Annotated in this window: 7 protein-coding genes; 2 read left to right on the forward strand and 5 right to left on the reverse strand. The window is 47.0% G+C overall.

The genetic code is table 11. From position 1 onward, the window contains the following. Positions 1-343 precede the first annotated feature (343 nt). Positions 344-676: a hypothetical protein gene (locus AAB523_01150; protein MEK7555877.1), complete on the forward strand. Its 333-nt coding sequence runs from the start codon at positions 344-346 to the stop codon at positions 674-676. 49 nt (positions 677-725) lie between these two features. Here the strand turns inward: AAB523_01150 and uvrB are convergent, their stop codons facing one another. From uvrB to AAB523_01165, 3 genes are all read right to left on the reverse strand, one after another. Then, complete coding sequence (gene uvrB, locus AAB523_01155) at positions 726-2,747, reverse strand: excinuclease ABC subunit UvrB (GenBank protein ID MEK7555878.1); 2,022 nt, start codon at positions 2,745-2,747, stop codon at positions 726-728. Then, positions 2,728-3,948: a tRNA guanosine(34) transglycosylase Tgt gene (gene tgt, locus AAB523_01160; GenBank protein MEK7555879.1), complete on the reverse strand. Its 1,221-nt coding sequence runs from the start codon at positions 3,946-3,948 to the stop codon at positions 2,728-2,730. Before tgt ends, uvrB begins: the two co-directional genes overlap by 20 nt. 296 nt (positions 3,949-4,244) lie before the next feature. Continuing rightward, complete coding sequence (locus AAB523_01165) at positions 4,245-5,087, reverse strand: ROK family protein (protein ID MEK7555880.1); 843 nt, start codon at positions 5,085-5,087, stop codon at positions 4,245-4,247. A 176-nt stretch (positions 5,088-5,263) separates the two neighbouring features. Between AAB523_01165 and AAB523_01170 the strand changes: the two genes are divergently transcribed. Beyond that, complete coding sequence (locus AAB523_01170; protein ID MEK7555881.1) at positions 5,264-5,530, forward strand: hypothetical protein; 267 nt, start codon at positions 5,264-5,266, stop codon at positions 5,528-5,530. 126 nt (positions 5,531-5,656) lie between these two features. Here AAB523_01170 and AAB523_01175 read toward each other — a convergent pair whose 3' ends face one another. Both AAB523_01175 and AAB523_01180 read right to left on the reverse strand, forming a co-directional pair. Further along, positions 5,657-5,857, reverse strand: coding sequence for a hypothetical protein (locus tag AAB523_01175; protein MEK7555882.1), 201 nt, complete (start codon positions 5,855-5,857; stop codon positions 5,657-5,659). Positions 5,858-5,898: 41 nt separating this feature from the next. Next, positions 5,899-6,441 (reverse strand): NMD3-related protein, encoded by a 543-nt coding sequence (locus AAB523_01180; protein MEK7555883.1) that lies wholly within the window; start codon positions 6,439-6,441, stop codon positions 5,899-5,901. Positions 6,442-6,790 lie beyond the last annotated feature (349 nt).

Consider the following 6,790-nt stretch of genomic DNA (forward strand, 5'->3'; position numbering starts at 1 on the left):
GCGGCATCTCAACGGTAATATTCTTCAGATTGTGGGTCCGCGCACCTTTTACAATGATTTTATTTTCCATGTATATGTAATTGAAACGCCCCTCGCATGCACGCTAGGGGTTTAATATAGTCACTATATCAGTTCTCTCTCGCTAAGTAAACGTTCTTTCTCTCTCATTAGTTGACCGAGCACCACTTTTACTTTTGAAACAAAGGGGTTTTTAGGCGCATTATGTAATCATTGTTTCCGTAGATGCAAAATAAAGAAGTTGGCAAAAGTGGTGCTCGGTTGACTTTTGTTGTTTTTTATTTTACTCTGTTTCCAGACTCAATCAAAAACGGAGGTTCCTCCAGTGAAGCACCAGAGGCAACGTACCAACAAGCGGGATGTGAGGCTTATGTACGAAGATCTGCCGGTACCCGAACAAGAAGACGTTGAAAGTATGAAAACAATCATAGACTTCATGCTTTCATTACCGGAAAACAAGGAAAGGGAAATAGTCCCCGTCGCGCTTATTGGAGAGTATCCTAACTACGAAGTATTGTTCCAAGTAGGCCAATATTACCGAAAAGAATTCGCGGAAATACTTTTTGAAACCATTGATTCCGCGATTCCCTTTTGCGTCTTAAGCTTCAAACGCAGACAGGAAAGCAGAGCTCCTTTACCCCACGAGTACCTCCACTAAGTATCCGTTACTGCAAAACCCTCTCATATGAGAGGGTTTTTTTATACAATCACACGGAGAGATCTTTGAGCGCTTGTATCTCGTCGCGCAATATGGCGGCAGTTTCAAAATCAAGTATTTTGACCGAGGCGTTCATTTGGCGTTCTTTTAGTCGAATAAGTTTTTTGAGTTTCTCGGGCTGGCCCGCAAAAACTTGAACATCAAGCGTGAGGTTCGCTTTCACCGCTTTGTCGTGCGCGGACTCCAGCTGATCGGCAATGTCATGGATCTTTTTGATGATTGTTTTTGGGGTAATGCCATGCTTTTCATTGTATGCCACCTGAACTGTGCGGCGCCTGTTTGTCTCAGCGATAGCGCGCGCCATTGAGCCGGTCATGTTGTCTGCATAAAGAATAACACGGCCGAATACATTGCGCGCAGCGCGACCGATGATCTGAATGAGCGCCGTTTCACTTCGCAGGAATCCCTCCTTGTCCGCATCAAGAATGCCGATCAAAGTCACTTCGGGCAGATCAAGCCCTTCGCGCAGGAGATTCACCCCGACAATGCAATCAAATTCTCCCTTACGGAACTTAGTTAGAATTTTGATACGATCAATCGTCTTGATATCGCTATGCAGGTATTCCGCTTTCACCCCCTTTTCCTTAAAATATTCGGAAAGATCCTCCGCCATACGCTTGGTAAGCGTGGTGGCGATAACCCGATTCCCTTTTTTGATCTCTTGTTGTGCTTCCGCCATGAAATCTTGAATCTGCCCTTTGTACTTTCCTTTCTCAAGGATCGGACGCACCGTAACCTCCGGGTCCACAAGACCCGTCGGACGGATCACTTGTTCCACGATTTTTTTGCTTACTTCCCGTTCATAATTTCCGGGCGTTGCGGATGTAAAAATAACCTGCCCAACCCGCTTTTCAAATTCAGGAAATTTCAGTGGACGATTATCAAGCGCCGAAGGAAGCCGAAAACCATATTCAACAAGGTTTCGCTTGCGCGACGCGTCTCCTTCATACATTCCGCCGATCTGCGGAATGCTCACGTGCGATTCATCAATGACCGTTAAAAAACCTGGTGTACCATCAACGTTGCGCGGGAAATACGATAAAAGCGTGTCCGGCGGTTCACCGGGTGCCTTTCCGGAAAGGTGGCGTGAATAGTTCTCAATCCCGTTACAATACCCCACCTCTTTGATAAGCGCCAAATCATGGTTGGTTCGCCGACGCAACCGTTCGGCATCAAGTTCCTTTCCTGCTTTTTCAAGCTCTTTAATGCGTTCCTTGAGTTCCTGTCTGATCGCCTTCATGGCGCGTTCTTTTTTGTCTTTGTCGGTAATGAAGTGCTTCGCGGGAAACAAAAATATTTCCTTTTCTTCACCTAAAATGGTCTGTGAAGTGGAATCAATCTTTGTAATACGCGTTATCTCTCCGCCCGCTATCTCAACACGGAAAATGACTTTCTCGGAAACTGGCATGATCTCTATCACATTCCCTATGCCGCGAAAATCTCCCGGTGAGAGGTCGGCGATGGTACGTTCAAAAAAGATACTGACAAGCCGGTGAAGGAGTTCGGTGCGATTTATCTTGTCTCCAATGGAAAGTTTCAGATTTTCCTTTTCATATTCTTCGGGAGAACCTAATCCATAGATACATGACACGGATGCAACAATAATCACATCTTTGCGGGTCAAAAGCGCTTGAGTGGACGCATGGCGCAGTCGATCAATTTCTTCGTTTATCTGCGCGTCTTTCTCAATATAAGTATCAGACACCGGCAAATATGCCTCCGGCTGATAGAAGTCATAGTAGGAAACAAAGTAGTGCACCGCGTTGTCAGGGAAAAAATCTCGGTACTCCTGCGCCAATTGTGCAGCGAGCGTTTTGTTGTGCGCGATCACAAGCGTCGGTTTTTGTACCGCCTCTATCACATTTGCCACTGTGAATGTCTTTCCTGAACCCGTCACTCCGAGTAGCGTCTGGTGAGCAAGGCCGCCGCTCAAGCCCTCTACGAGCTCGGCGATCGCCCGCGGTTGGTCGCCCGCAGGCTTGTATTCAGATTTAAGTTTGAATTTTGCCATAATACTCTTTAAGAAATTCTGTTTTATATTCTTCAAATCGTTCATCCAAAATGGACTGCCGAATCTTTTTGACCAAATGAACGATGAAGTAAAGGTTGTGAATGGAAGCGAGTGTTGCGGCAAACATCTCTTTCGCGCGAAAAAGATGCGCCACATACGCGCGCGTGTAGTGAGTACACGCATAGCACCCGCACCCCTCTTCAATGGGCGTATGATCATTCACGAATTTCGCGTTGAATAAATTTATCCTGCCGAGAGAGGTGTGCAGTGTGCCGTTGCGCGCCATTCGAGTCGGCGCCACGCAGTCAAAAAGATCGCAACCGTTCTCTACACCGCCAAAAAGATCCGCCGGCTCGCCGATACCCAAGAGATGCCGCGGTTTTTCTTCCGGCAGAATCGCGTTCACCCACCCCACGACTGTATACATGTCTTCTTTGTCAAACGAACCCCCGATGCCAAACCCGTCAAAATCCATTTCACTAATCACTCGCGCCGACTCCTTGCGGAGATCTTCAAATCGTCCGCCTTGCACAATACCAAAAAGTCCCTGCTTCCTGCTCCCTTCAGTATTTTTCTTATGCGCATCTAAACTGCGCTGTGCCCATCGATGCGTGCGCTCCATGGCTTCTTTCTGATATTCATGCGAAGCGTGCGGGGATGTACACTCGTCAAACGCGAATATCATATCAGCTCCAATATTGTGCTGAATCTCAATGGAACGTTCCGGCGTAAAATGGTGTTCACTCCCGCTGAACGGTGATTTGAAAGTCACGCCGTCTTCGGTGATCTTTGCCAGAATGGGAACTTCCTGCGAACCTTTGTCGCCATCCTCGCTCTCCTCCTCCTTGCCCCCCTTTGCTATTTTTGAAATACTCGTACCGAATGCGGCTCCAAGCGAGAATGCCTGAAAACCACCGGAATCGGTCATGGTGGGTCCCTGCCAGTTCATGAACCGATGCAAACCTCCCGCTTCTTTCAGTACCCGCTCTCCCGGCTGTAAATACAAATGGTAGGTATTGGCAAGCACCACCTCGGCGCCAAGATCGCGCACGTGTTCAGGAGAAAGCGCTTTTGTTGTCGCTTTCGTGCCAACCACAACAAACGCGGGCGTCTCTATCTTCCCATGAGGCGTCTCTAAGACCCCGGCCCGCCCCAGGCCGTTTTCTAATTTTTTTTCAATGGTAAACGTAAGCGGAGACATAGTGCTCTTAGCATAATAAAGGGTATTAAGCTGTAGAGCAAGCCCTACGGCTTAATACCCTTTGTTTCAACTGCACACCACACGGGCACTTCTTGTTTTCTAAGTCGCTTCGCACCTAAGAAAACAATGTCGCTCGGACGCTGTGTAAAACCTGCCTTGCTGATAAGCAGGTCAGAATTTTCCACGCGCTCCTCATTTGTTGAAATCAAAAAACCCCCGAACCGCAAATGGTCAAGGGTTTTTCCGCTTCGTGTTAATTAAAAGAGTCCCCTGAGGAGCGCCGTATAATTTAAACATTATACAATGTTTTGTTTAAGATATGCGAGCGCGCCATGAAGACCGCCAACGGCACCGAGAGTCGCTTTCTTGATAACGGGAATGGTTGGGAAAATATGCATGAGCTCTTTAAGATACCGCTCGGTTGCTTCAACTGAAATGGCCGGGTCCCCCACGATCATGGAACCGCCCAGCACCACGACATCAGGCGACCAATGAACAATCGTGTCGTTGAGACCGTACGCAAGAAATTTCGGCAAGGTCTCTTCCCAGAGCGCCTTCTCCGTAATCTCGTATGGCTTCATGCCGTAGCGTTTTCCCACGGCTACCCCCGACACGTAGCTTTCAAGGTCATTCCCTTCGCATTCGGGACACAGCGTATTGTCCGGATCAATGATCTGATGGCCGGGTTCAAAGCCGATTGCCGCTTCGTCAATTTTCCCTCCGACGATGCGCGAGCCGCCCACGCCGGTGCCCACGGTGATGTACGCCACGATGTCATACCGCTCGCCGGTCTGGGCGAGCGCCTCGCCCAAGCCAACGATAGCGGAATCATTCTCAATAAACACGGAAGCATCGCACCTTTTTTCCAACTCCTCCCGCAAAGGTTTTCCCACCCAATCGGGCAAATTGGGTGAATTGACCAACATGCCCTTTTCTTTATCAAACACTCCGGCAATGCCGCCAGCCATTGAAAGAATAAGCTCCCCGCCCGCAAGCGCCAAGGCGATCTCTTGAAAGAGCGCGATACCATCTTCAAATTTTTGAGGCGTATCCACGATGGCAGGATCACCAAATGATTTTCCGTCCCGCGATAGGGCCAAGCGCATTTTAGTGCCTCCGATATCAAATAAAATATACATTGGGTTTATTGTAGCAGATTTTGACGAACGAGGATATGTGAAAAAGTGATCATTGTTTTGAAAAGTTTTCGGTAAAATTTGACAAATTATGGTCATCTGCTACAATTACACGCGTCTACTGGAATTTCCCGGTAGATATTTTCTTTCCCAAAAACTTCACGAAGGAGATTGTTCTTATGCACAGCAAACAGCCGAATGACAAGCAAGTTGAAATTGTCAACCGTCAAAACCCGGGAATCGCGAACGCGAGCATCGTGCTGACCGTCAACCAACTCAAGGTTGCCAAGGCCAGCCAGGGTAAGCACTGCATCGGCATCGAGATGCAGAACAACATACCCGTTATCGCCGACACGACCACCGGCAAAGGGCTCGCCTTCCCGAAGCAAGACATGCGTATGTTCATCGACGCGGTCAAGAAGGGGGAGTTCGACTTCGTCTCGTAGACGGCGCCGGCTCTGTAGTAGTTCTTTATCGTATCCTTTTATGAGATACAACATGTAGTGAGAGGGGGTCCCGATGTTATTGGGACCCCTTTTTTGTTTGTTCATATCTATTAAATTAAGTGACGCCTACAATCCTTGCAAAGCAGTACTGTACGTACTCAAAAAGGATGGAATGGCAAACACAAGCCCGATCAAAGGAAGGATGAAAAAGGCGAGCGTTACTACGAGCGTCCACATGAAATATTTCCTCGTCTTCTCAATCGACACATATATTTCATCGATTTTTTGTCCTTGTTCTTCCAGTTTTTTTAATGCTTCTTGTTCCATGCGATATATTATAACTCTTTTAGGTTTCGTTTAAGAGAGTACTACTTAAACGTGAGGACAACACGCTCCACTTCATAGGGTTCAGCTGAATGGCTGATATGCAAGACAACCCTCCCCCTGCTAAAAGCACTCCTGATCTTTTTTGCAAGCCTTACGGCAAGCTGATTTTCAGTCGTGGTAACACGGTACCCTTTTTTGCTTTTTTCAATGACAATGACCCGATCCTGTGGATCTCGCTTTTGCGCTTGCTCGTTGTAAGATGCAATAAGATTCACAAGTTCCACTTCGTATTTTTCCGGAACATTTTTCACGATAATCTCTCCTTCATATTGCTTGTTTGTGATCATTGTGCAGGCGGGACACAGCACAAAGTGAACGCCCTTTTTCCGTGCGAGTAATATTTGATCCGAGAGCTGTACGCCCGGGCGGTGCCATTCTTTCTTGAAAAGTACGTTGTGGCATTTTTTGCATACCGCAACACCTTTGTGTGAATGACCATACTCATCATGCTTTGAAACCCCGTTCGGCTCGGGTTTCTTAAAAATACTTTTGGCGTCTCGTTTTCCAAAAAATCCTGTTTTCATGATATTTATTTTGTTATACCTCGTGAAAAGCGGAATAAAGTCAGGTGCGTTAAACAGGTTCTCCTGTTATAAAAACTTGTCAATGGGAGAAAAAAGTTTGATATATACAACCGTGCCGATGATGGACAAAAGCGCGAGAATGAGAATGGAAAATATAACAACCAGTGTTTTTTTCATAATAATGGTGTGAATACATCACACTAAGCAGATTCATTCACGAAACTCCAAGGGAAATTCTTATATGCATAATACCACAAACAAACCGCCGTGCGCAATAGCACGGCGGTTTTATGATTCTCGGAATTCTGTTATTTTGACGAACGAGGAGCGACCTAAATTTCTTGAGCGA

This window comes from Patescibacteria group bacterium (genome assembly GCA_038063375.1).
Classification (GTDB): domain Bacteria; phylum Patescibacteriota; class Minisyncoccia; order Phycocordibacterales; family JANLHH01; genus JANLHH01.

What these genes read in the sequence shown, in the direction of transcription:
- AAB523_01175 (MEK7555882.1), bottom strand. Translation starts at nt 5,857, where the DNA reads ATGGAACAAGAAGCATTAAAAAAACTGGAAGAACAAGGACAAAAAATC.
- AAB523_01165 (MEK7555880.1), bottom strand. Translation starts at nt 5,087, where the DNA reads ATGTATATTTTATTTGATATCGGAGGCACTAAAATGCGCTTGGCCCTA.
- AAB523_01180 (MEK7555883.1), bottom strand. Translation starts at nt 6,441, where the DNA reads ATGAAAACAGGATTTTTTGGAAAACGAGACGCCAAAAGTATTTTTAAG.
- AAB523_01170 (MEK7555881.1), top strand. Translation starts at nt 5,264, where the DNA reads ATGCACAGCAAACAGCCGAATGACAAGCAAGTTGAAATTGTCAACCGT.
- uvrB (MEK7555878.1), bottom strand. Translation starts at nt 2,747, where the DNA reads ATGGCAAAATTCAAACTTAAATCTGAATACAAGCCTGCGGGCGACCAA.
- tgt (MEK7555879.1), bottom strand. Translation starts at nt 3,948, where the DNA reads ATGTCTCCGCTTACGTTTACCATTGAAAAAAAATTAGAAAACGGCCTG.